This window comes from Blautia faecis, from assembly GCF_027662325.1.
In the GTDB taxonomy this organism is placed as follows: Bacteria; Bacillota; Clostridia; order Lachnospirales; family Lachnospiraceae; genus Blautia_A; species Blautia_A faecis.
On the sequence record NZ_JAQDKY010000012.1, the window covers coordinates 54,751 to 77,567 of the forward strand.

Genomic DNA, 22,817 nt, shown 5'->3' on the forward strand with positions numbered 1-22,817 from the left:
AAACCTTTATTTTTGATTTGTATGACGTTTTAGTTCAGCCTTCATTAGTTTGCCGGATGAAGATATCCGTCATCATCCATTGTGTAGTATCCTGGGTCAACCAGTGCTTCCTGAAGGTTGTCTTTTGTTACAACTGTAGGAACCAGAAGGAAGGATGGGCATTTGTTGCCTTCAGATGTCTCATAGGACTCTGTATCATATGCACACTCGAAATCCCAACCAGATTTTTCAATCAGGGACTCATCAACTGTATCACCAGCCAGCATTGCTTTTGCAAGGTCAAGTGTTACGACTGCTTCATTAGCAACTGCTTTGTAAACGGTCATGGACTGTTTTCCGTCAACGATGTTTGCAAGGTTTGCTTCATCACCATCCTGTCCTGTGATCAGAACTGTGTTATCACCAGCATAGTCAGACTCGATTGCCTGTGTTACACCAAGTGCTGTGGAGTCGTTGGAGCAAAGAGCTACGTCAAGCTGTGTTCCGTCTGCATAGTAGGATGCCAGAATATTCTGCATTCTTTCAAGTGCTGTCTGGGTATCCCATGCAGGTGTTGCAACAGAATCAAAATCAGTCTGTCCGGAAACTACATTTAAGGTTCCTGCATCAATGTATGGTTTTAATACATCAAATGCACCATTGAAGAAGTATCCGGCATTGTTATCAGCAGGATCACCAGCTGTAAACTCGATATTGTATGTCTTGTCTCCAGCATTGTCCAGATCCAGAGTATCTACTACGTACTGTCCCTGAAGAGTACCTACTGTGTAGTTATCAAAAGAAATATAATAGGAAACAGCGTCGGACTTGATCAGACGGTCATAGGAAATAACTGGGATTCCTGCATCTGCTGCTTCATCCATAACTGTATTAAGAGCCTCGCCATCGATAGCTGCTACAACTAACAGGTTAACTCCGTCGGAAATCAGGTTCTGGATATCGTTTACCTGACGGTCTGTCTCGTTGTCAGAGTATGTAAGCTCTACTTCGTATCCAGCATCTTCGAACTGTTTCTGCAGATAGGAACCATCACGATTCCAACGCTCCAGAGACTGTGTAGGCATTGAAATACCGATCTTTCCGCCAGCTGCTCCGTCTTCTGCCATTACCGGAACTGCAAGTGAACCAACTGCCATTGCTGCTACCATTGCCATTGCTACTTTTCTCTTCATGAAAAAACCTCCCGTATCATTTTTATTTGCTATGTTCTATAGCTTTTTGATGGGATTATAATATCATATCGGTACTCTGTGTAAAATGGACTAATTTTGGATTGCTCTTTCAATTTTTGTGTTATGATATGCACAAAATTGTGCTGGGGTGGACATTTTTGTTATGGAATAGTGCTAGATTGTAATTATGTGCTATTGACATTTTTAATATGTGAAGTGATATGCCAAAAAGAAGTATTGGAAAGGTGCATCTCGAAAATTTGCTATTTAATATGTTGAAAGTTGTTCAAGGCGGACGCATTCGGACAATGGTTATTGCTCACTCGCTGGAGCGTTGCGCCGGCGAGTGAGTAATACACATTGTCCAAATGCGTCCCTCCTGAAGAACTTTTCAACACATTAAATAGCAACGTTACTCATTAATCAAAGAACTGTATCCCCATCAGGGTGAGTCCCTGCGCCGGTGCGGTAGGACCAGCAGCGGAACGGTCTTTGGCATCCAGGATTTTCTGCATGCGCTCCGATGGATACTGTCCATTTCCAATTTCAATCAAGGTGCCGGAAATAATGCGGACCATATTATAGAGGAAACCAGTTCCCGAAACGCGAATAGTAACTATGTCACCATCACGGAAAACTTCAATTCCGGTAACCGTACGGATAGTTGTTTTCACCTGGGCTCCGGAACCGCAGAAACTGGCAAAATCATGCCTTCCGATCAGGTAGGATGTTGCCTCTCTCATTTTGTCCACATCTAATTTGTAATGATAGAAATAGGAATAAAGCCGCTCAGTTGGTACCGGAAATTTGCGGTTCAGAATGCGATATTCATATGTTTTCTCACTGTCACAGTATCTTGGATGGAAGTCCGGTTCCACTTCTTCAGACATCTGAATCCGGATATCCTCCGGCAGACGCTGGTTCAGAGCATAAGAAATCTTCTCTCCCGGGATACGGGTGTTGGTGTCAAATACCGCTACGTTTCCAAGGGCGTGTACGCCTGCATCTGTACGACTGGCACCAATCGTTTCAATCTTTTCTCCCAGAAGCTCAGAAAGTGTATCATTCAACACTCCCTGTACTGTAATTCCATTGGGCTGTGTCTGCCAGCCACAATAATTCGTTCCATCATATGCTACAACAAGTCCAATTCGTTTCATCATCTTTCTCCTTGTGAAAATTCCCTCATCTGCATCCGTAGTCTATTTTAAGACTCTGAATACAGATGAGGGAACTATAACTTTTTAAATGGATGTTCAGTCGATTTAAATTCCAGCTGCCCTAAATCCAATTGCAACAGCCAGATACGCTGCCAAAATCACATATGCCATATGATCTCTTTTTTTATAACAAAGCGGTTTCATCTGGGTACGGTTATCGCCGCCATGATAGCATCTTGCTTCCATGGCCATGGCCAGATCATTTGCCCGTCGGAATGCGGAAATAAACAGCGGCACCAGAAGGGGAACCATGTTCTTCGCCTTCTGGATCAGATTCCCATTCTCGAAATCAGCTCCGCGGGCAATCTGCGCTTTCATAATCTTATCCGTTTCTTCCAGAAGAATAGGGATAAAACGTAGGGCGATCGACATCATCATAGCAATATCATGTACTGGTACATGAAGCTTATTCAGCGGGCGGAGCAGACGCTCCAGGCCATCAGTCAGCTGGTTAGGTGTCGTCGTCAATGTCATAATGGAAGAACCAATCACCAGATAAACCAGTCGGATCGCCATAGTACCTGCCAGCACCAGACCTTCCTTTGTCACCTTAATAAATCCCAGCTTCCATATCACCTCACCAGGGGTAAGAATCATATTAAAAAATATGGTGATCAGAAGCAGCATGAAAATAGTCTTCAGACCTTTAAAAATAAACTTCACAGGAACCTTGGACAAAAGGATCATTCCTGCAAGAAATATAGTAGCCACTGCATATCCAGCGAAGGTGTGGAACAAAAATACAGATACAATAAATCCAATGGTTCCTACCAGTTTGGTTCTTGGATCCAGCTTATGAATCACGGAATCTGCCGGATAATACTGTCCAATGGTAATATCTCTGATCATTCGTTTCTGCCTCCCTTCTTAAGAAGTGAAGGCTTCTGCTTCTTTAAAGCTTCCAGAATCGTATCTCTGGCTTCCTCCACAGTGGTAGCTGTGGTATCCACATTCAGGCCATTTTCGGAAAGCGCATGCATGATATAGGTGATCTGCGGTGCCGCAAGTCCCATTCCTTCCAGTTCCTTATAATGGGAAAATACATTCTTCGGTGTATCGTCAAATACCATTTCCCCATGATTCATAACGATCAGGCGTTCCACATATTTGGCAATGTCCTCCATGCTATGAGAAACCAGGATAATGGTAATTCCTCTCATCTTATGAAGAGCCGCAATCTGATCCAGAATGTCATCTCTTCCCTGTGGATCGAGCCCTGCAGTAGGCTCATCCAGGATCAGGATTTTCGGGTTCATTGCCAGAACACCTGCAATGGCAACCCGTTTCTTCTGGCCTCCTGAAAGCTCGAAAGGAGACTTGGTAAAATTCTCTTCCTTCACACCTACATGGGCAAGAGCCTTTTTTGCCTCTTCCTCAGCCTGCTCCCTGGAAAGTCCCTGATTCATAGGGCCAAAGCAAACATCTGCCAGAACTGTATTCTCAAACAGCTGGTGCTCCGGGTACTGGAATACCAGCCCCACCTCACTTCGAAGAGCCCGGCGGTTATAATTCTCCGCCCACACGTCTTCTCCATTATAAAGGATCTGACCGCTTGTAGGCTGGATCAAAGCATTAAAATGCTGGATCAAGGTTGATTTTCCGCTTCCAGTATGACCAATCACACCAATGAACTGTCCATCCGGAATTACAAGATTTATATCTTTCAGGGCGTGGCTTTCATAAGCAGTACCCTGACTGTAAGTATAGGTCACGTTCTTAAGCTCTATCGACATAATGCACCCACCAATTCCTCTTTCGTCAGTATTCCTTCCGGAATGTCCACGCCAGCCTTGTGAAGCTCATGGGCGAGCAATGTCACCTGGGGTACATCCAGCCGGTATTTCTTCAGTGTCTCTACCTGGGAAAAAATTTCTCTTGGAGTTCCCTGCATTACCACATTTCCACCATCCATCACATAAACCTTGTTGGCATGGATCACTTCTTCCATATAATGGGTAATGAGGACAACGGTTACATTTTCTTTTTTATTGAGCTCGGAAACGGCTTTCAATACTTCTTTCCTGCCATTCGGGTCAAGCATTGCAGTTGGCTCGTCCAGTACAATACAGCTTGGACGCATCGCCACAACACCTGCGATGGCAACTCTTTGTTTCTGGCCTCCGGAAAGCTTGTTCGGAGACTGATAACGGTAAGCGGTCATTCCTGTCTTTTTCAGACTGTCATCCACACGCTTCCAGATTTCGTCTGTAGATACTCCCATATTCTCAGGACCAAAGCCTACATCCTCTTCCACAACCGTACCAATGATCTGGTTGTCCGGATTCTGAAAAACCATCCCCGCTTTCTGGCGGATTTTCCACAGCTCCGGCTCCTTGGCTGTGTCCATATCATCCACCCACATGGTTCCCTCTGAAGGGATAAGCAATGCATTTATCTGCTTCGCCAATGTGGATTTTCCGGAACCATTGTGCCCCAGAACGGCCACAAAATCGCCGGCTTCAATGTCCAGGTTTACATCATTGACAGCACGCTGCGTTGCTTCCACATTGCCGTCCTCATCATACTTGAGATAGTCAAATCCCAGCTTGAATGCCTTGATAATTCCCATATTCTTTTTCCTCGTCTGTCAGGCCTTCAGCTCGTCCGTAGCTGCCGGAACTGCACCGGTCAACTCGTCCATTAACGCCCAAATTTCATCTTTTCCCTGCTTTGTCTCAGCGGAAAAAGGAATGATCTTACTGCCCGGGCGCAGCTTCAGTCCGTCCTTGATAGCCTTAATATTCTTCTGTACCTGACTTCTTTTCAGCTTATCCAGCTTGGTTGCAATAATGATCGGATTGTATCCGTTATTTACGATCCAGTCATACATCAGCTTATCGTTTGCAGATGGATCGTGCCGGATGTCGATCAGGAGAAATACTGCTTTCAGGGTCTGTGAGGTATGAAGATAACGCTCGATCATCTTTCCCCACTTCGCCTTCTCGGTCTCCGGAACCTTGGCATATCCATAACCTGGAAGATCCACAAGGTACATAAAATCATTTACATTATAAAAATTGATAGTCTGTGTTTTTCCCGGCTGGGAACTTGTTCTTGCCAGCGCTTTTCGGTTCAGCAGACCGTTAATGAGGGAGGATTTTCCCACATTGGATTTCCCTGCAAAAGCAATTTCAGGTCTTCCTGTGTCTGGCAGTTTGCTGGTGATACCACAAACGATATCCAGTGAAACATTTTTAATTACCATTTTTCCTACCTCTCATTTCAGGCAAGTGCCCGTTCCAGCACTTCATTCATATTTTCCACAAACGTGATCTTCAGTCCGTCTGTGATCTCCTCATCCAGTTCTTTGATATCCGGTTTATTGGACTTTGGAACCAGTACTTCTTTAATCTTGGCGTACTTAGCTGCAAGAAGCTTCTCTTTCAGTCCGCCGATTGGAAGTACACGACCTCTTAAGGTGATCTCACCAGTCATGGCAAGATCCGCTCTTACCGGCTTGTCAATAATGGCAGAAAGCATTGCAGTTGCCATGGTAATTCCGGCTGACGGACCGTCCTTTGGCACTGCCCCTTCCGGAATATGTACGTGAATGTCATTTTCCTGGAAAAATTCCTGATTGATTCCATATCTGGCTGCTACAGAGCGGATGTAGCTGATGCCCGCTGTTGCAGACTCTTTCATCACGTCTCCAAGTTGTCCGGTAAGCACAAATTCCCCTTTACCCGGCATAATATTTACTTCGATCTGAAGGGTATCGCCGCCTACCTGCGTCCAGGCAAGACCTCTTGCAATACCAACCTCATCCTTTTTATTCGCCATCAGGTAATTGTATTTCTCCTGCCCCAGAAAGCTCTCAAGGTTCTTGCCTGTGACCGTTACCTTCTCTTTGCCATCTTCCATGATCAGACGTGCTGTCTTACGACAGATCTGACCGATCAGACGCTCCAGATTTCGGACACCAGCTTCTTTCGTATAATTATTGATAATTTTTCGAAGAGCGCCGCCCTGAATGGAAAGTTTACCTTTCTCAATTCCATTGGCTTCCATTTGCTTGGGAATCAGATGCTCCTTTGCAATGTGCTCTTTCTCATTCTCTGTATAACCGCTGATCTCAATGACCTCCATTCGGTCAAGAAGCGGTCTTGGGATTCCCTGAATATCGTTGGCTGTTGCAATAAACAACACCTCTGAAAGATCCTGTGGAAGCTCCACATAATGGTCATTGAAATGACTGTTCTGCTCCGGATCCAACACCTCAAGAAGCGCAGAAGAAGTATCTCCCTTGTAATCACTGCTTGTCTTGTCAATTTCGTCCAGAAGCATAAGCGGATTGGCAACCTTTGCCTGCTGAAGGGCAACGGTAATCCTTCCCGGCATAGCACCCACATAAGTCTTTCTATGGCCGCGGATCTCAGCTTCATCCTTCACACCACCAAGACAAATACGGACATAACGCTTGCCAGTGGCTTCTGCAACAGATTTGGCAATAGAAGTCTTACCGGTTCCAGGAGGTCCCACAAGGCAAAGTATAGGAGATTTTCCTTTATGTGTCAGCTTACGTACAGACAGGAATTCCATAATACGCTCTTTTACATCCTTCAGACCATAATGACCTTCTTCAAGAATCTTCCAGGCTGCTTTCAGATCTTCAGAATCTTCAGAGCACTTATCCCATGGAAGGGAAAGAAGTGTCTCAATATATCCCCGCAGAATGCTGCTCTCAGCTGCATTGGTGCTGGTAATTTTAAAGCGGCCGATTTCTTTGAAAATGCGATCCTTTACTTCCTGGGAAGCAGTAAGCTCTTTGGCTTTTCTGCGGAACTCCTCAGCCTCATCAGCAGTATTGTCCTCGCCAAGCTCCTCCCGTATCAGTTTCAGCTGTTCTCTCAAAATATATTCACGCTGGTTTTTATCTACACGCTTTTTCAGTTTCTGCTGAAGGTCGTGGCTGATATCCAGCACATTGATCTCATTGCTCAAAATGGCACCAAGAAGCTCATATCTGTCTGTCAGTCTGGCTGCCTCCAGAAGTTTCTGTTTACTCTGCCAGGAAAGAGGCAGATTAATTACGATCTGGTCGATCAGCTCCGGTGCTTTCTCTATATTTATGATCTGGGCAGCCAGTTCTTTTCCAATCTTCCCACCCTTAGCGCAATAAGTTTGGAACAGCTCCCTAATACTTCTGTACATTGCCTCCAGCATCGCCTGAGGCAATTCCTCTTCTTCCTCATTAACAAGAACAGTCTCTGCTCTTAAATATGGTGTCTCCTGTTCCAGACCAAGAAGTTCTGCCCTTCTTTTTCCCTCAACAAGAACACGCAGCAGGTTGTCAGGAAGTTTCACAACCTGCTTAATATATGCAATAGTTCCTACCTGAAACAGCTGTACAAATCCAGGATCTTCAATCTGGGGATCCTTCTGGGTTACCAGAAAGATCTTCTGATCCTGAAACATTGCCGCTTCGATTGCCTTTTTGGAACGTTCCCTGCTTACATCGAAATGGATGATCATTCCCGGAAGAATGGTAGTTCCGCGAAGGGCAAGGGCAGGAAGTACATTGATTGGCTCACTCATTTGTAGTCAAATCCCTTCATCAGGCTGTTTCCGGAGTGCCCTTTTTGTGTGCACGCTGGCTTCTTCTGCCTGTATTTGCCGGATTCACCGGCTGTGCAGGAGCTTCCCCATGAACGATCTGAGGTTCACCAGTTCCCTCTACAGCTTCTTTTGTAATAATGCATTTACGAATGGTGTCGTCAGACGGAGTCTTATACATCAGATCCATAAGAGTGCTCTCCATGATCGCACGAAGTCCTCTGGCTCCGGTTTTACGTTCCATGGACTTTCTCGCCATAACACGAAGTGCTTCATCCTCAAAATCAAGCTCTACTCCATCAAGTTCAAACAGTTTATGGTACTGCTTGGTCAGTGCGTTCTTCGGCTCCTGAAGGATGCGAAGAAGTGCGTTCTCATCAAGTCCGTCTAAGGTTACCACTACAGGCACACGTCCTACAAACTCCGGAATCAGTCCATAACGGATCAGATCCTCAGGCATTACCTGCTTGAACAGTTCACCAACATTCTGTTCCTCTTTGGAAGCAACTTCTGCGCCAAAGCCAATTGCCTTGGTATCCTGTCTTCCCTCAATGATCTTCTCCAGACCGTCAAAGGCACCGCCGCAGATAAACAGAATATTTGTAGTATCGATCTGGATGAATTCCTGATGGGGATGCTTTCTTCCACCCTGAGGAGGAACACTTGCAACAGTGCCTTCCAGAATTTTCAGAAGTGCCTGCTGTACACCCTCTCCAGAAACGTCACGAGTGATAGAAACATTCTCGGATTTACGTGTGATCTTGTCGATCTCATCTATATAAATAATTCCGTACTGCGCTCTGTCAATATCATAATCAGCAGCCTGAATGATCTTCAGAAGAATATTCTCAACATCTTCACCTACATATCCTGCCTCTGTCAGGGTAGTGGCGTCTGCAATGGCAAACGGTACATTCAGAAGTCTTGCCAGTGTCTGGGCAAGAAGTGTCTTACCGGAACCAGTTGGTCCAAGCATAAGGATGTTGCTCTTCTGAAGCTCTACATCCAGATTTCTGGAAGCAGTAACACGTTTGTAATGATTGTATACAGCAACAGAAAGTGCTTTCTTGGCCTCATCCTGTCCGATTACATAGTCGTCCAGAATTGCATGGATTTCCTCTGGTTTCATCAGATTGATCTCAGATCCAAGAATATCTTCCTGATCGTATCCTCCAAATTCTTCCTCCATGATCTCCGAGCAGATACCTACACACTCATCGCAGATGTAGGCCCCATCTGGTCCGGCGATTAATTTGCGGACCTGATCCTCGGTTTTCTGGCAAAAGGAACATCTTACTTTTCCTTCTCTTATCTTCTCAGCCATGAATCTTTAACTTTTCCTTTCTTTTAAATAAAGCAACCTTATTCAGAGCTATTCTGAAAAAAGTTTTCTTTATTTCTTAAAATTTGGAATTATTCTGTAAAATATACCTATTTTACAAAATTATCCCGTTTTACAAGATAAGACTCCTGTTAGTTCAGGAGTCTTTTCTTACAGTAGCATGCAAAAGAAAACTCCGGCTATTATCCAGGGGGATTTCTTTTGTTTTCAGTTTAGGCGGGAAAGTTTATACTGGAAATACACAAATATACTACATCTTCATCAGTGTACACTCGGTTATCCAGTTACAGTTTTTCCCTATTTGTGGGTTACAACACCATCGATCAGACCATAAGCCAATGCTTCCTCTGCGGACATGTAATTGTCACGGTCTGTATCTTTCTCTACTACCTCAAGAGGCTGTCCGGTGTTTGCAGCCAGAATTTCATTTAATGTTCTCTTTGTCTTGGCAATGTGATCTGCCACGATCTGGATCTCAGTAGCCTGTCCCTGGGCTCCGCCAGATGGCTGATGGATCATGATCGTAGAATTCGGCAGTGCAAATCTCTTACCCTTTGTACCACCAGCAAGAAGGAATGCTCCCATGCTGGCAGCCATTCCCAGACAAATAGTGGAAACGTCGCACTTGATATACTGCATGGTATCGTAGATAGCCATACCAGCTGTCACGGAACCACCCGGGCTGTTGATATAAAGCTGGATATCCTTTCCAGGATCCTCTGCTTCCAGAAAAAGCAACTCAGCAACTACCAGGCTGGCACTTACATCGTTTACTTCCTCTCCCAGGAAAATGATTCTGTCCTTCAGAAGCCTTGAATAGATGTCGTAGCTTCTCTCCCCTCTGCTTGTCTGCTCAATGACATAAGGCACTAAACTCATATATTCCCTCTTTTCTTATCAGATGCGCTCCCCAGATCTGCATTATAATGCGCCGGAGAGCGCTTTCATAACAAAATAATTTTTCCCTCTTGGGATGTGCAGTTATCTGCCTGCTGATTATTCAGCGTCTGCTGCTTTCTCAACTTCAACTGCTGCATCAGCGATAACAGTAACAGCCTTCTGAACAGCCATATCTTTCTTCATCTGCTCAAGTCCGCTCTCACCGATAGCTTCTCTGATCTTGTCAGCTTCCATCTTGTAAGCATCTGCCATCTTCTGGATCTCTTCTGTGATCTCTTCTTCAGATGGCTGGATGTTCTCAGCCTCAGCTACTTTCTCAAGAACCAGTCTTGTCTGGATTCTCTTGAGAGCCTGTGGCTTCATGTCGTCCATCATCTTGTCCATGCTCTGGCCTGTGAACTGGAAGTACTGCTCCATGGATAATCCCTGCTGCTGCATTCTTCTGGAGAAATCGTCCATCATCTGACGGCACTCAGTCTTTGTCATAAGCTCCGGAATATCCATCTGTGCATTCTCGATTGCTTTATCTACTGCAGCGTTCTCTTTTGCAGTTCTTGCTTCTTTCTCTTTCTTCTCTGTCAGTTTCTTCTTAACATCTTCTTTGTACTCAGCAAGAGTATCAAATTCAGATACGTCTTTCGCAAACTCATCGTCAAGCTCCGGAACCTCTTTGGTCTCGATCTTCTTAACGTCACACTGGAATACAGCTTCCTTGCCAGCAAGCTCTTTTGCCTGATATTCCTCTGGGAAAGTAACCTTAACTTCTACATGGTCACCAGTGTTTGCTCCAACAAGCTGATCCTCGAATCCCGGGATAAATGTACCGGAACCAAGTGTAAGTGCGTAGTCAGTTCCTTTACCGCCGTCAAATGCAACACCATCAACAAATCCTTCGAAATCGATTGTTGTGATATCGCCGTTTGCAGCTGCACGATCCTCAACTGCAACTGTTCTTGCATTCTTATCCTGCTCTTTCTTAACCTCAGCGTCAACTTCCTCGTCTGTTACAGCGATCTCAGACTTCGGAACCTCTACACCCTTGTAATCTCCAAGAGTAACCTCTGGTTTCACAGCTACATCAGCTGTGAAGATAAGAGCTTTACCTGGCTCCATCTGTGTAACATTGATCTCCGGCTGGGAAACGATCTCAAGATCGCACTCGCCAAGAGCTTTTGTATACTCCTGTGGTACAAGAGAATTAACAGCGTCTTCCATGAATACACCCTTGCCATACATGCTCTCGATCATCTTTCTCGGAGCTTTTCCTTTACGGAATCCTGGAAGGCTGATTCTGCTTTTCTGTTTCTGGTAAGCTTTCTCCATTGCTTTGTCTAAATCTTCAGCGGAAACTTCGATGGTAAGCTTCGCCATGTTTTTCTCTAATTTCTCCACCTGTAAACTCATTTTCGTGTTCCTCCTTAATATATATCTCTCTGCATTCTTTCTGCGGTTATAAATGCGCAGGGTTTCCCCCTATTATTACAGTCATTGTAGAAGTATAGCACACCCCAATAAAAAACGCCAGTGTTTTTTATGGTTTTCCCGGTTATTTTTTTGGGGATTTTCCCTGTTATTCCTTGAAAATCAAGGTTTTTCAGAATATTTCCTACTTGTATACTACGGATTCTGCAATCTGCTCTGCTTTTTCCTGACCAAGGAGCTGGGAAATCAGGGAAAGGGCAAAGTCAATTGCAGTTCCAAGTCCACGGCTTGTAGTAATGTTTCCATCAATTACAACCTTTTCTTCAGACTTCACAGCATCTCCAAGACCGTCCATGCAGGCCGGATATGCAGTGGCCTTCTTTCCATGTAAAAGTCCGATTTCTGCAAAAACAGTAGGTGCCGCGCAGATGGCTGCGATCTTACCTCCATTATTATAGAAGCTTTTAACCAGATCGGTAAGTGGCTCGAATCCTCCAAGATAAGTGGTTCCAGGCTGCCCGCCTGGGAGAACCAGCATGTCTGCGTCGGAGAAATCCGCCTCACAGAAGGTGGTATCGGTCAGCATGGTGATTCCATGGGCTGTAGTGATCTGTTTGGTGTTTTTAATCGAAACGGTTGTAATAGTGATTCCTGCTCTTCGCATAAGATCAACTACAGTTAAGCCTTCAATGTCTTCAAAACCGTCGGCGAGGAAGATGTATACTTTTTTGCTCATAGTGGAACCTCCTGATTCATTTTCACAATTATTTACTTATAGTTACTGCTCACTGGTAATATTCCGCGAGATGTTTTTTGTAGGCAAAGCTCACATTTTCTTTCCTTTATCAGCAGCTCCCTGCAATGCTTCAAACACAGCACTGCGGAAACCATTTTTTTCCAGGATACGCACACCCTCAATGGTCGTTCCTGCCGGGGAGCATACCATATCCTTCAGTTCTCCCGGATGCATACCTGTCTCCAGAAGCAGCTTCGCACTTCCAAGTACAGCCTGGGCAGCAAACTGATAGGCCTGTTTTCTTGGCATTCCCTGTGCCACAGCGGCATCTGCCATTGCTTCAATAAACATAAATACATAAGCCGGAGAGCACCCACTGACTGCGCTAACTGCGTCCATCAATCTTTCAGGTACCACCTCTGTGCGACCGAAGCTGTTTGTAATGGCAAGAATCTGATCCAGATCCTCTTCTGTTACCCGATCATTGACACAGGCACCTGTCATTCCTGCCCCTACCTGCGCCGGGGTATTCGGCATAAGACGTACCACCTTTAACGGCTGCTCACATTTTTCTTCCAGCCATGCAAGAGTTTTACCGGGCGCAATTCCTACGATCATATGCTGTGGTGTCAGGAAACTTTTAATTTCACCGATTACCTCCTCATAGAATTGAGGCTTTACTGCTAATATAACAATATTTGCATTTTTCACAACTTCACAATTATCCAGAGTTGTCACAACTCCAAGTTTTTCCCGACTTCTTCTGCTTCCTTCTTCTGTGAGATTTGAAACAATAATCTCATTTTTTTCAAACACACCATTTTTCAGGATTCCACCGATCATTGCAGAACCCATATTTCCACATCCGATAAATCCGATTTTCATATCTTCTGCTCCTTTCATGTAGGTCGTTGTTTAGAGCGTGTTTGAAAAAGGCTTTCTGCAAGATGTGCATCACGATTTGTGGGAGATTTTGCCCGGATGAGGGCGCCGTAGCGGGCTACGGCAACCGAATTCGGGCAAAATATACCGCAAAGTGGGGCGTGCAGATTGCGGGAATGATTTTTCAAACAGGCTCTAGTTAAGGTTCATTATAAAATAAAAATTTTATCTCTTTTTCCCTTTACTTAAGGTACTGTTGTGATACTCTGTGGAATACGTCACATCCTCCCCGAACCACTTTGGCGGCTGGTAAGCGTGGGCGGCTTCTTCGGTGGGGAATTCCACTTCTGCCAGGAGAAGACCTTCGTAGGGGGCTTTGAATACGTCCAGTTCAATGGATAAACCGTCTTTCTCAGGAATCACATAACGTACCTTGGAGATCACGATTCCGTCTGCTTTTGATTTTAAGTGCTCATAGGCTTCTTTTGTCAGCGGCAGATTGTATTCCTCCCTTGCCAGAAGTCCCTTTGATTTATAAGTCAGATAGTAATTGTCATTGGATTTGCGGATCCGCACTACCGGCTCTGTGCACAGATAGCCCTGCTCAATTGCCTTGCTTGGATACTGTTCCAGGTTCTCCGGAAGGTTTTCTCTCTTAACAAGAAACTTTCTCTCAATTTCCAACTTAGTTTCCTCCTCATATTTTTTTATGAAAAGTACAAACTTTTCAGCTCTCCGTATATACAAAATTGAGGGCAAACACCCTTGCCCTCAATTTTACTCTTCTACCTTTTTTTATGCAACAACTGATTAAATATTAAATTTATTCCATTTTCTCTTCCACCAGATCCGGGGTCCAGTTTTTCCTTCCGAATCTGGTCGCCAGAGTCAGCATCTCCTTCTGCAATTCTTTGCTGAACTGTCCTTCTTTCAGGCGCCACTTCCAGTTTGTTCCCAGAGTGGATGGCTGATTAATGCGGGCTGAATTATCAAGCTGCAGATAATCCTGAATCGGAATAATACATCTTCCGGCTACACTTCCCATAACCAGACGGATCATATTCCGGCAGATGCCTTTCTCATCATCGTGGAAGTTCCACAGATATTCCCGAACCATATGACGCTCCTCAGGGGTAATATCCCCATACCAGCCAAGCAGTGTCTCATTGTCGTGGGTTCCGGTATAAACCACACAGTTATTTGTGTAGTTATGAGGCAGATAATCACTGGCATTTCCTGTATCCCGCTCATCAAAGGCAAACTCGATTACCTTCATGTTTGGATAACCACTCTCCTCCACAAGGCGCTTCACAGAATCAGTCATGAAACCAAGGTCCTCAGCAATAATATCCTTGTGTCCCAACCGATAGGAAACGGTACGGAAAAGATCCATTCCAGGTCCTTTTTCCCACCAGCCGCGTTTTGCATCCTTATCACCATATGGAATCGCATAATATTCATCAAATCCACGGAAATGATCAATGCGGACAACATCATACATATTAAAGCAATGTGCCAGACGTTTGATCCACCACTCGAATCCGGTATTTTTATGCACATCCCATCTGTACAGCGGATTCCCCCACAACTGTCCTGTAGCAGAAAATCCATCTGGCGGACATCCGGCTACCTGTGTAGGCTCGTTATTTTCATCCAGTTTGAAAAGTCCTGGATTTGCCCAGGTATCTGCGCTGTCCATGGCAACATAGATCGGAATATCTCCGATAATACGAATTCCTCTTCTGTTTGCATACGCTTTCAGTTTCGCCCACTGTTCATAAAATTTGAACTGCATATACTCCTGGAATTCAATTTCAAAATACAGTTCTTTTCTGTAATAATCCAAAGCATTGTTCCAACGAAGGCGAATATCCTCCGCCCATTCTGTCCACGGAATTCCCTCAAAACGATCCTTCACCGCCATAAAAAGTGCATAATCGCCAAGCCAATGCGCCTGCTCCTGCTGGAATCTTACAAAGTCAGGATTTTTGGAAATATCGCTTCTCTCATAGGCTTTACGAAGAAGTTTGTATCGTCCTTTGTAAATTTTCTCATAATCCACATCATCTTCTCTTGAACCGAAATCCACAGCATCACACTCTTTTTCCGTAAGCACTCCCTCTTCGATCAGGTCTTCCAGACTGATAAAATAAGGATTTCCTGCAAAGGTGGAAAAAGACTGATAAGGTGAATCACCGTAGCTGGTTGGTCCAAGGGGCAGAATCTGCCAACAGCCCTGTCCAGCTGCCTTCAACTGATCCACAAACTCATAGGCACTTTTTGAAAAACATCCAATTCCGTATTTTGAAGGCAGGCTGCTGATTGGAAGCAGCACGCCACATTCTCTCTGATTTCCCATTTTTTCCTCCCTGTTCAAAAGCATCAAACTTTAGCATATATTGTTACACTTATCACAGTGTAACATACATGTTTATATCATGCCACAATTCATGTCCTTAAATCAATATCATTTTTTCAAGAAATATGGTATTTTTTTCTAATAATTGTGATATTTATTTTTATTCTTCACCAGACAGGACACAGAACCGGTCAGTCCCAGAGCTTCTGCCATATACGTTTTCTCTCCTTTTTGCTTTCCCGATCTGTAAAGCAGCACAAAAAATCCGAAATCGGACCTTTTTTAATAGATTTAGTCCGATTTCGGATTATGATCAAGACATAGAAACAAACTGCTTACATGCATTCAGCTTAGATTTAGCAAACCAAATTTTATACATGTAAGCTATATTGTACCTTTCGCTTATTTAATAAATAGTTATTTAATAGCAGGCAATTTTACGCTGTTCGACTTCCTCTTGTACCAGCCATTCTGGTACTGGTATCAAATTCACGAAGTCTCCGTTTGGATTCCTCGCTTAAATTTCTCGGTACCTGAACCTGGACGGTTACGTACAGATCACCGTAGACTCCAGCTTTTCCCATTGCCTGGATACCTTTTCCTTTCAGACGGATCTTGCTGCCAGACTGTGTGCCTTCCGGGATACGGCACATTACCTGGCCATTCAGGGTCTGGACTTTTGCCTCACCGCCCAGAGCAGCTGTGATGAACGGCACATTTACGGTGGTGTAAACGTCGGTGCCTTTTCGCTCAAAGCCAGGGCGCTCGCCTACATGAACCTTCAGAAGAAGATCCCCTGCGGGAGCACCTCCGTAACCTGGATTTCCTTTGCCTCTCAGACGGATACTCTTGCCGTTGTCAATTCCGGCAGGAATGTGAACTTTCAGAGTCTGTTTGCCACTGCCGTCTGCACCAGAAAGATTAATCAGCTTGTCGCAACCAAATGCTGCCTCGTTGAAGCTGATGGAAATTTCTGCGTTCAGGTCCTGGCCTTTCTGCTGGTGACTGCCACTAAAGCCGCTATTGCAGCTGTTTCCAAAGCCATCTCCATAACCGGTACCATCAAAACCTCCACTGCCGAAACTACCATTAAATCCGCTTCTAAAAGAGCCGTTTTCAAAACCAGAGTGACCAAAACCGCTTCCTCCAAATCCGTGTGCGGAACCAGCCTTTCCAGAATTGCTTCCTCCTCCGAAGCCTCCTCCAAACAGATTCTTCAGAATATCGTCCATGTCACCACCTTCGAAATGAAATTCCTGATAGCTGCCATCCGGACTTCTGTAAGCACCGCTATGACTATTTCCAAAACCGCCAAAGCCACTGAATCCAGAGCCGTCAAAGCCGCCGTTTCTATTAAAGCCACCTTCACCATATCCGGCACCGCCAGCACCTTCTTCAAATGCTGCATGACCGAACTGATCATAGAGTTTTTTCTTCTCAGAGTCACTGAGCACATTATATGCTTCTGTGACTTCCTTAAACTTTTCTTCAGCATCCGGATTTCCCGCGTTTGAATCCGGATGGTATTTCTTTGCCATCTTACGATAAGCTTTCTTTATAGCATCTTTATCCGCGCTGCGACTGATTCCCAGCACTTCATAATAATCTCTCTTTGCTCCCATACTGGTCACCTCTGACTCCTCATATTGCGAAATAAATTCATTACTGCCCACAGCTTTCATCCATATACTTTGTAATATATTTTCTGAATACAGTAATGTCAATTTATTGTAACTATTCAGTATCTACAAATTCCCCGGAATCTCTTCCGGGGAATGCTGTTGTCCATCTCCCGAACATCCACGGGAAATAACTTTTATTTTTGTTCTATTTGTAATATAACATTCATTCTTTTAAAAGTCAAGGTATGGAACATAATTTCATATTTTTTTCACATTAGGCTTTTTCAAACAGGCTTTAGAGTATTTTCAAGGTTACTGTTCACTGGTAACATTCCGCGAGGTGTTTTTTGTGAACAAAGTTCACAAAAAACCCGAGAATTGCGGCGCGAAATCATGCGAATGCATGATTTCTGTGCATCGCGAAGCGAGTTACTGGTCACGGAGTGAACAGTAACTTTTCAAGTCATATTTCATCTTCTTAAAATGCGTTTTCTATGGTATAATAATGATACTTTACTATTTTCAGGAGATCTAAAATGAAAAAGAAACAATTAAATCTCACCTCCGGTCCTATTTTACGGACTTTGTCTGAGCTGGCACTGCCAATCATGGCTTCTTCCTTCCTGTCTACCGCCTACAACATTACAGATATGGCATGGATAGGAATGCTGGGCTCTAAAGCAGTGGCGGGTGTGGGCGTGGGAGGTATGTACGTCTGGCTCTCCCAGGGACTTTCTTCCCTGGCAAGAATGGGAGGACAGGTAAACATGGCGCATTCCCTTGGAAGAGGTGACCAGAAGACTGCCGCAGGCTTTGCACAGGCGGCTCTGCAGCTTACTATACTCTTCTCTCTTTTTGTTACCTTGATCAGTATGTTATTTACTAATCCGCTGCTGCATTTTTTTGCATTAAATGATGCAGCGACTTACAACAGTGCCAGAATTTATATGCGGATTACCTGCGGGCTGATCCTGTTTTCCTTCCTTTCCCAGGTGCTGACAGGTCTTTTCACAGCCCAGGGCGATTCCAAAACACCGCTGAAAGCAAACTTCTTTGGCCTGATACTGAATATGATCCTTGATCCGCTTCTTGTTCTTGGTGTAGGACCATTTCCCAGATTAGAAGTTGTAGGAGCAGCAGTTGCAACTGTTACCGCACAGATTATAGTTCTTCTGATCCTTGTTGCAGAAATTCTCCGTGACCACGGTGAAGCCAATGTACTACACAAAATCCGTCTGCTTTCACGACCGGATATTGCCTGTTTAAAAGGTGTCTTTCGCATTGGAACCCCCACTGCACTTCAGGGAAGCCTTTACTGTATCATCTCCATGATACTCACCCGAATGGTTTCCGGATTCGGGGACGGTGCTATTGCCGTACAGCGTGTAGGCGGACAGATTGAGTCCCTTTCCTGGAACACAGCTGATGGTTTTGGCTCCGCCCTGAACGCTTTCATGGGGCAGAACTACGGAGCAGGAAAAAAAGACCGAATCAAATCAGGATACCATATTTCCATTCGGCTTCTGATATGCTGGGCTGCACTGATCACTATTGCCTTTGTATTTTTCCCGCGGCAGATTTCTGTGCTCTTTTTCCACGAGGAGGAAGTTATCCGTCTTTCCGTTGATTACCTGCGAATCATCGGATTTTCCGAAATTTTTCTCAGCGTGGAAATGATGACTGTGGGTGCCCTGTCTGGTCTTGGACGTACACAGCTTTGCAGTCTGATCAGCGTTGGCCTGACTGTTATACGAATCCCCCTTGCACTGGTTCTGTCAAACACTGCACTGGGACTGAATGGAATCTGGTGGGCACTGACACTTTCCACCGTTTCAAAGGGAATTATTTTTTATTTTGTGTTCCAGTATATTTGCGAACATAGTTTGTTAAGAACTACAAATAGATAAAAAAGATCCGACAGATGGTATTTTCATACCTGTTCTGTCGGATTTTTTTATAATTAAGTTTTACACTTCTGAAATTATTTTTCAGAAACAACCACCTTCATTGCATTCTTTTTCTCTCTGCTCAGGAAACAGGATACGATTTCCAGCACCAGCATGATAACCATAACCACCGCTGTCACAATAATATAACCGATCACACCAGAAGAACCGAACATGGAAATTCCGTTCAAGGCATCTGCAAAAGTGTTGATACTGTTTACGATCATTTTTCCAATGGAAAGTGTAATAAACACAACTGCAATCAGATTGAAAATATCCGCAATCACATAATCTGCAAATACGTAAATCCCACAGCACATAATGGCCAGTACAAGATAAAAATCAACAGCTTTATTAAACTCATTTACACGGTTTGCGTTGATACTGTAATAAATAATGCAGAACAGGCCGAGCAGAATATTTAATGCATTAAAAATGCCGCTGATTCTTTTTCCTAATATCTTATCTTTGATATTCATTATGCATTTTCTCCTCTCTTTTTACTCCAAACCAGCATTTCCAGATAGTAAAGTACAATAAACAGTATAGTAATTGTTCCAAATCCAATTGTTGCCGCTTTCAAAGCTGTTTTCCACCATGGAGTAATATGTACTACATGAGAGGTTTCATCCAGTCCATTAATCAGGATAGAATGAACCTGTGCATAAACATTGTGCTTGGTTGCATTACGCAGAGTCTGAAGCATGTAACCGTCACCATTTTCGATGGCTTCCGTAACCATGTCTTTACTGAGCACTACAGAAGAATCATCGGAAGCTCCGAATCCTGCCATATCCCAGCACCAGTAGTCAAGTCCTGCTGTAATGTTAGAAGTATAATGTTTCTTGTAATCCATATTTACAACCGCATCAGAAGTAACATGTCCTTTGTAAGCCCATTCTCCTCTCATAACAGTTGTAAGAAGTGCTGAGGAACTTCCGCAGTAAGTGCAGCCGATTCTGTTAAATGCTGTCATACAACCCATTGCGCCGCCTTTTGTATAGGCTCCCTCAAAAGCTCGCAGATACTGCTCACGAAGAGCCTGTTCATTGGTAAAGGTTGCCGCACTCTCACGATGTGCTTCCTGGTCGTTTACAACCATGTGTTTATAGCCAAGGATAATTCCATATTTCTGAACGTTTTCAGCAACAACAGTTCCTACCAGATATCCCATGTTTCCATCTTCAGAATAGTAAGCAGAAGCTCGTCCGTTAAACTGTGTACGATGGCAGTTCGGGCCGCCAGACCAGATTTCTGTTGCGCCCATAAAATAAGCTTCATTTGCAGTCATGCTGCTTCGTTTCGCAACATCATCTTTATTCCAGGTGCAGGTCATAACAACGGTGGAAGGCCATACAATACCGGATTTTCCAGTAAGTTTGAAAGTTACCTGCTCCAAACAGTCCATATCATCCCCACGGTAGGTAGACGGCATTGCAATACTCTCAACTAGTACAGAACCGTTCTGGTCAGGGAGAATAGAAGCCATTTCTTCTACCGTGAGCTGGTCAAGGAATTTATCCCATGTGGCATCGTCATCGTAATCTACATCTTTCATTGCAACAAAGTTAATGCCAGCATCTACTCCCTGGGTAAAATCATCTACAGATGGTGCATCTTCTGGTTCTGTATAAAGATCACCATTTAAAGTTTTCATCATATCCTCAGTTGCAGTTACAGAAACCTGCTCTGCTGGATATGTTCCCTCCCAGTCACTTCTGGAAAGATAAGTTACAGTGTCTGTTCCAAGGTTATTTAAATTGGCATCGTCGAACTGGTTTGTTACTTCCATATCAGAATAGCGGGACATTTTATAGGACTCTGTATCCAGTTTTGCATTGTTCCAGGAGTATGCTTTCTCTGCATCTCCTTTAGCCTTCTCGCCCAATGCATCTGTCATTCCCTTGGCACCTTTTGCAGCAAGAATATTGTTCAGGGCATCGTGTGCATCATCGCCGATGGCAAAGTAATAATCGCCTTCGCTTAAAATATAGCCTTTGGCATTGGTGTAATCGTAGCTTGCAAGGAGATATCTTTCTACTGGAATTTCCAGTGTCTCAGAAGCACCTGGCGCCAGGATATCTGTCTTATCAAAGCCCACAACCTGGACTGCAGATTTCTCCACATTGTTCTCTTTTTCATAATCCCCATATGGGGTCTGTGCATAGACTTCTGCAACAGATTTTCCAGCTACATCACCAGTATTTGTCACGGTAACTTTTACGTTGTAAGTATCTGTTGTTTCGTCATACTCTACACCATCAAGGGTCTGGGAAAAGGTTGTGTAGGAAAGTCCATAGCCAAATGGATAAGCGATTTCGTCATTATAATTCCATGCTTTTCCAGTTGAGGAACCAACTATACTGTCTGCATTTCCGTTTCCAAGTACGGTATCCTCATAACGGGTTTCATAATATTTATATCCTACATAAATATCCTCTGCATAGATCAGATAGTTGGAAACATACTGATCGCTGTCTGAACAATATTCCAGAACCTCATCCAGATTCGCCCACTCTGGCGTATTTTTCATCTGTGCATAGGTGATAGCCGGAGCTGACAGGGAATTTTTCGCATAGGTATCAACCAGTTTTCCAGATGGGTTCGCCTCTCCTTGAAGCAGATTTACAACACCTGTAAATCCAACAATACCAGGGGAACCAATCCATAGGCATGCATCCACATCATAATCATCCAGGTCTCCAAGCTCCATAGCCCAGTTAGAATTTACAAGAAGAATAATTTTCTTAAATACGCCCTGCTCTTTCTGTTCTTTCAGCATATTCAAAAGATCTTTTTCGTCCTGATGAAGAGCCAGCTGACTGATTCCCTCTGGATCTTCAAGAAGAAGGTCACAATCCTCACTTGCCTGTCTTGTAAGCATAACAACAGCTGCATCATTATACTGATCCTGCCAGCTATTTTTCAGATTTTCTGTGTAAAAATCTGCTGGTGCTTCTCCAATCTGCGGATCGTCAACAGATTTTACACGCATATAACCGCTCTCCTGATAAGCCTTTACCATTGTCTGATTAACATCATAAACGGACTCCATTGCTCCAAGATAAGTTACCAGTTCCTGGGTAGAATTAGCCGTAGAATGATAACTGTAAAAAGGTCCTGAGTAGGATTGCGGACCGCCAAAACCTGTACTTCCAGCTACACTTTCCGTACTCTCAATAGAATTTTGTCCAAAAAGTGTAATGCTGCTTCCAGCCGCCAGTGGAAGTGCATTGTTGTCATTTTTCAAAAGAACAGAACCTTCTTCCTGTTCTGCAACTGCCTGTGCTGCCGCATCATCCTCCAGCTGCTGCAGCTTATCTCCATCATAAATATCAGTTCCATAATCGCTTTTATAATAATCTGTATCAACATCTAAGCCTTCATCCGAAACTGTCTTTGTAGTTTCAATGCCAAGCACTGTGTTTAGTCTGCCCTCATAGGCCTCTGCCACAGGAGTTCCTATGGACACAACTGTAAGCAGACAAGCTGAAACAGCACCCAGACCACGGGTGATTTCCTTCTTGATTTTCATATGTTTCCTCCCATTTGATCAACAATAAATATTGTTTTTTGCTTTTTATGACCGCGCGTTCATCATGGTCAGGAGCTTAACACATACTCAAAAAGGATATTTTAAGATTTCGTAACAGGCATTCCAGA

19 protein-coding genes and 1 pseudogene are annotated in these 22,817 nt (G+C 44.1%); 2 read left to right on the forward strand and 18 right to left on the reverse strand.

The window, feature by feature from the left end; translation table 11 throughout:
* Positions 1–44 precede the first annotated feature (44 nt).
* The 13 genes from PGQ38_RS07965 to PGQ38_RS19845 all read right to left on the reverse strand — a co-directional run bounded on the left by PGQ38_RS07965 (position 45) and on the right by PGQ38_RS19845 (position 13,373).
* Positions 45–1,172 (reverse strand): substrate-binding domain-containing protein, encoded by a 1,128-nt coding sequence (locus PGQ38_RS07965; RefSeq protein ID WP_118580466.1) that lies wholly within the window; start codon positions 1,170–1,172, stop codon positions 45–47.
* A gap of 419 nt (positions 1,173–1,591) precedes the next feature.
* Positions 1,592–2,332 carry a tRNA pseudouridine(38-40) synthase TruA gene (truA, locus tag PGQ38_RS07970; protein ID WP_204454030.1) on the reverse strand — a complete coding sequence of 247 codons (741 nt, stop codon included), beginning with the start codon at positions 2,330–2,332 and terminating at the stop codon, positions 1,592–1,594.
* Positions 2,333–2,437: 105 nt separating this feature from the next.
* A complete protein-coding gene (locus PGQ38_RS07975) occupies positions 2,438–3,241 on the reverse strand; it encodes an energy-coupling factor transporter transmembrane component T family protein (RefSeq protein ID WP_195700381.1) in 804 nt (267 codons plus the stop codon).
* Positions 3,238–4,125: an energy-coupling factor transporter ATPase gene (locus PGQ38_RS07980; protein WP_173719371.1), complete on the reverse strand. Its 888-nt coding sequence runs from the start codon at positions 4,123–4,125 to the stop codon at positions 3,238–3,240. Before PGQ38_RS07980 ends, PGQ38_RS07975 begins: the two co-directional genes overlap by 4 nt.
* Positions 4,116–4,961 carry an energy-coupling factor transporter ATPase gene (locus tag PGQ38_RS07985; RefSeq protein WP_204453990.1) on the reverse strand — a complete coding sequence of 282 codons (846 nt, stop codon included), beginning with the start codon at positions 4,959–4,961 and terminating at the stop codon, positions 4,116–4,118. Before PGQ38_RS07985 ends, PGQ38_RS07980 begins: the two co-directional genes overlap by 10 nt.
* An 18-nt stretch (positions 4,962–4,979) precedes the next feature.
* The gene (gene yihA, locus PGQ38_RS07990) at positions 4,980–5,597 is read right to left on the reverse strand and encodes a ribosome biogenesis GTP-binding protein YihA/YsxC (RefSeq protein WP_118582717.1); all 618 of its coding nucleotides are present in this window, start codon (positions 5,595–5,597) and stop codon (positions 4,980–4,982) included.
* Positions 5,598–5,614: 17 nt separating this feature from the next.
* Positions 5,615–7,927: an endopeptidase La gene (gene lon / locus PGQ38_RS07995; RefSeq protein ID WP_270431231.1), complete on the reverse strand. Its 2,313-nt coding sequence runs from the start codon at positions 7,925–7,927 to the stop codon at positions 5,615–5,617.
* Between the two features lie 19 nt (positions 7,928–7,946).
* Positions 7,947–9,269, reverse strand: a complete 1,323-nt coding sequence (clpX, locus tag PGQ38_RS08000) for an ATP-dependent Clp protease ATP-binding subunit ClpX (protein ID WP_118582711.1) — start codon at positions 9,267–9,269, stop codon at positions 7,947–7,949.
* Between the two features lie 315 nt (positions 9,270–9,584).
* Positions 9,585–10,166 (reverse strand): ATP-dependent Clp endopeptidase proteolytic subunit ClpP, encoded by a 582-nt coding sequence (clpP, locus tag PGQ38_RS08005; RefSeq protein ID WP_118582708.1) that lies wholly within the window; start codon positions 10,164–10,166, stop codon positions 9,585–9,587.
* Between the two features lie 117 nt (positions 10,167–10,283).
* The gene (tig, locus tag PGQ38_RS08010) at positions 10,284–11,591 is read right to left on the reverse strand and encodes a trigger factor (RefSeq protein ID WP_270431233.1); all 1,308 of its coding nucleotides are present in this window, start codon (positions 11,589–11,591) and stop codon (positions 10,284–10,286) included.
* A gap of 202 nt (positions 11,592–11,793) precedes the next feature.
* Complete coding sequence (locus PGQ38_RS08015; protein WP_118582702.1) at positions 11,794–12,345, reverse strand: DJ-1 family glyoxalase III; 552 nt, start codon at positions 12,343–12,345, stop codon at positions 11,794–11,796.
* Between the two features lie 90 nt (positions 12,346–12,435).
* The gene (gene proC, locus PGQ38_RS08020; RefSeq protein WP_118582699.1) at positions 12,436–13,230 is read right to left on the reverse strand and encodes a pyrroline-5-carboxylate reductase; all 795 of its coding nucleotides are present in this window, start codon (positions 13,228–13,230) and stop codon (positions 12,436–12,438) included.
* Positions 13,231–13,244: 14 nt separating this feature from the next.
* On the reverse strand, positions 13,245–13,373 hold the full coding sequence (locus PGQ38_RS19845; RefSeq protein ID WP_308768464.1) for a DUF6783 domain-containing protein: 129 nt from the start codon (positions 13,371–13,373) through the stop codon (positions 13,245–13,247).
* Between PGQ38_RS19845 and PGQ38_RS19850 the strand changes: the two are divergent.
* Positions 13,332–13,430: pseudogene (locus PGQ38_RS19850) on the forward strand (DUF6783 domain-containing protein); the annotation flags it as partial. The gene PGQ38_RS19845 and the pseudogene PGQ38_RS19850 sit on opposite strands and share 42 nt — an antisense overlap.
* 22 nt (positions 13,431–13,452) lie before the next feature.
* Here PGQ38_RS19850 and PGQ38_RS08025 read toward each other — a convergent pair.
* From PGQ38_RS08025 to PGQ38_RS08035, 3 genes are all read right to left on the reverse strand, one after another.
* Positions 13,453–13,911 carry a CYTH domain-containing protein gene (locus PGQ38_RS08025; RefSeq protein WP_173772752.1) on the reverse strand — a complete coding sequence of 153 codons (459 nt, stop codon included), beginning with the start codon at positions 13,909–13,911 and terminating at the stop codon, positions 13,453–13,455.
* A gap of 139 nt (positions 13,912–14,050) precedes the next feature.
* Complete coding sequence (gene malQ, locus PGQ38_RS08030; protein ID WP_270431238.1) at positions 14,051–15,586, reverse strand: 4-alpha-glucanotransferase; 1,536 nt, start codon at positions 15,584–15,586, stop codon at positions 14,051–14,053.
* Between the two features lie 437 nt (positions 15,587–16,023).
* The gene (locus PGQ38_RS08035; protein ID WP_270431240.1) at positions 16,024–17,208 is read right to left on the reverse strand and encodes a DnaJ C-terminal domain-containing protein; all 1,185 of its coding nucleotides are present in this window, start codon (positions 17,206–17,208) and stop codon (positions 16,024–16,026) included.
* Positions 17,209–17,744: 536 nt separating this feature from the next.
* Between PGQ38_RS08035 and PGQ38_RS08040 the strand changes: the two genes are divergently transcribed.
* Positions 17,745–19,115, forward strand: coding sequence for an MATE family efflux transporter (locus PGQ38_RS08040; RefSeq protein WP_227200935.1), 1,371 nt, complete (start codon positions 17,745–17,747; stop codon positions 19,113–19,115).
* 74 nt (positions 19,116–19,189) lie between these two features.
* Here PGQ38_RS08040 and PGQ38_RS08045 read toward each other — a convergent pair whose 3' ends face one another.
* The gene (locus PGQ38_RS08045; RefSeq protein WP_173719362.1) at positions 19,190–19,633 is read right to left on the reverse strand and encodes a hypothetical protein; all 444 of its coding nucleotides are present in this window, start codon (positions 19,631–19,633) and stop codon (positions 19,190–19,192) included.
* Positions 19,633–22,689 carry a glycoside hydrolase family 3 protein gene (locus tag PGQ38_RS08050; protein WP_173719361.1) on the reverse strand — a complete coding sequence of 1,019 codons (3,057 nt, stop codon included), beginning with the start codon at positions 22,687–22,689 and terminating at the stop codon, positions 19,633–19,635. Before PGQ38_RS08050 ends, PGQ38_RS08045 begins: the two co-directional genes overlap by 1 nt.
* Positions 22,690–22,817 lie beyond the last annotated feature (128 nt).

Bases quoted from the DNA above. Each gene is read 5' to 3' on its own strand.
- PGQ38_RS07975 (WP_195700381.1), bottom strand. From the start codon at position 3,241: ATGATCAGAGATATTACCATTGGACAGTATTATCCGGCAGATTCCGTG.
- PGQ38_RS07965 (WP_118580466.1), bottom strand. From the start codon at position 1,172: ATGAAGAGAAAAGTAGCAATGGCAATGGTAGCAGCAATGGCAGTTGGT.
- proC (WP_118582699.1), bottom strand. From the start codon at position 13,230: ATGAAAATCGGATTTATCGGATGTGGAAATATGGGTTCTGCAATGATC.
- malQ (WP_270431238.1), bottom strand. From the start codon at position 15,586: ATGGGAAATCAGAGAGAATGTGGCGTGCTGCTTCCAATCAGCAGCCTG.
- yihA (WP_118582717.1), bottom strand. From the start codon at position 5,597: ATGGTAATTAAAAATGTTTCACTGGATATCGTTTGTGGTATCACCAGC.
- tig (WP_270431233.1), bottom strand. From the start codon at position 11,591: ATGAGTTTACAGGTGGAGAAATTAGAGAAAAACATGGCGAAGCTTACC.
- PGQ38_RS08050 (WP_173719361.1), bottom strand. From the start codon at position 22,689: ATGAAAATCAAGAAGGAAATCACCCGTGGTCTGGGTGCTGTTTCAGCT.
- clpX (WP_118582711.1), bottom strand. From the start codon at position 9,269: ATGGCTGAGAAGATAAGAGAAGGAAAAGTAAGATGTTCCTTTTGCCAG.
- PGQ38_RS08035 (WP_270431240.1), bottom strand. From the start codon at position 17,208: ATGGGAGCAAAGAGAGATTATTATGAAGTGCTGGGAATCAGTCGCAGC.
- PGQ38_RS08045 (WP_173719362.1), bottom strand. From the start codon at position 19,633: ATGAATATCAAAGATAAGATATTAGGAAAAAGAATCAGCGGCATTTTT.
- PGQ38_RS08015 (WP_118582702.1), bottom strand. From the start codon at position 12,345: ATGAGCAAAAAAGTATACATCTTCCTCGCCGACGGTTTTGAAGACATT.
- truA (WP_204454030.1), bottom strand. From the start codon at position 2,332: ATGAAACGAATTGGACTTGTTGTAGCATATGATGGAACGAATTATTGT.
- PGQ38_RS08040 (WP_227200935.1), top strand. From the start codon at position 17,745: ATGAAAAAGAAACAATTAAATCTCACCTCCGGTCCTATTTTACGGACT.
- lon (WP_270431231.1), bottom strand. From the start codon at position 7,927: ATGAGTGAGCCAATCAATGTACTTCCTGCCCTTGCCCTTCGCGGAACT.
- clpP (WP_118582708.1), bottom strand. From the start codon at position 10,166: ATGAGTTTAGTGCCTTATGTCATTGAGCAGACAAGCAGAGGGGAGAGA.
- PGQ38_RS07980 (WP_173719371.1), bottom strand. From the start codon at position 4,125: ATGTCGATAGAGCTTAAGAACGTGACCTATACTTACAGTCAGGGTACT.
- PGQ38_RS07985 (WP_204453990.1), bottom strand. From the start codon at position 4,961: ATGGGAATTATCAAGGCATTCAAGCTGGGATTTGACTATCTCAAGTAT.